General features: G+C 63.5%; 1 protein-coding gene. It reads left to right on the top strand.

What is annotated here, in order from left to right:
- The coding region (locus AWC14_RS13590) for an ABC transporter substrate-binding protein (protein ID WP_158089906.1) at positions 1 to 1,088 on the top strand (1,088 nt) is incomplete at its 5' end.
- Positions 1,089 to 1,360 lie beyond the last annotated feature (272 nt).

Here is a 1,360-nt window from a genome sequence, read left to right as displayed (position 1 = left end):
GTTCTACACCCGCTCGCGCCCCCGGGCCGCCGCCACCACCGCGGTTCTTCGACCCCCAGCTTCGCGGCCCTACGCTTCCGCCCTCGCCACCGCCGGTCACACAGACCGGTCGGCGCCGCGGTCGCCGCCGCCGGGCGCTGATCCTGGGCGCACTAAGTCTGGTTGCGATTGTGGCAGTCGCCGCAGTATTGACGGTATCGCTGCTGGGCCATCGAGGCGCCGAATTGCCGCCGTATCAGGCTCAATCGCTTGACGGCAAGTACGGGACCGTTCAGCTCGACCACCGGCCGCAGTCCATTGCGGCACTAGGCCCCGGAGATCCGGACGCGGTGCTGTCGTTGGGGGTGCAACCCGTCGCGATCGGTGGTTTAGCAGGCAAGCTCCCGAGTTGGCTGCAAGACATGGTGCACTCATCACCCCCGGTGCTCGCGATACCGGACCCAGTCGCGGTGGCGGCGGCTAAACCCGATCTGATCATCGACACCGGTGACGTCGATAAGGCAACCTACGACAAGTTGTCCGCTATCGCGCCGACGCTGACCCGCACCCCCGACGACTCGGCACAACCCTGGACATGGCAGACGCAGCTGAGCTGGATCGCCAAAGCCCTCGGCCGCGACGCCACCGCCAAAACGCTGATCGACACCGCCTCTGCACAGCAAACCAAAATCAGATCCGACCACCCGGCGTTTACCGGCAAAACCATCACGGTGGTCAACTACTCCGACACCGCGGGCACCGTGGCCGCGCGCGAATCCCCTCCCACCAGCTACTTGGAAGGCATCGGGTTCGCCTACAACACCCACTACGACCGCAACACCGGCGCCCCACCCGACACGCCGGTCGATCTCACCCGAAACCCTGCCTACCTAGTGACATCCACCGATGTCGTGATCGTGGCCCGCACCGACAAGGATGCCGGCGGCGGCGGATTCCACGGTCTGCCTGTCATTTTCAGCGCCTACTCCGGAGTGCTCGTCATCATCGACGACCCAGCCACCATCACCGCGCTGCAAACAGGGGGACCGGCCGCTACCAAATTCCTCAACACGACACTCGTAAACACTCTCGCCGACCAAATCCACTAAACCCCAGTCCCCTGGCGTGTAGCTAAAGCCAGTTGCGAATCAGGCTGTGGTCGCATCGCTCCGCTCTGACTTGCTGGCTGGCGTATCGCCAGACCTCGCAGCCATTCTGCTCATGGTGACGGCGCCGACCGCTAACAGGACGACCCATGAAAGTATGTAGAGCGGTATCAACACCCAAATTGACTTGGCGTGGAAAAGTTGAGTCCCGCATAGTGGTGTAGCGCGGTTGCTGGGTTCGTCATCGTGTCGGTGATGGACGTAAAGCGGCCACC

The organism is Mycobacterium kyorinense, from assembly GCF_002101735.1.
Taxonomy (GTDB): domain Bacteria; phylum Actinomycetota; class Actinomycetes; order Mycobacteriales; family Mycobacteriaceae; genus Mycobacterium; species Mycobacterium kyorinense.
The sequence above is the reverse complement of the archived record's forward strand: the minus strand, read 5'-3'. Positions and strand labels throughout refer to the sequence as shown.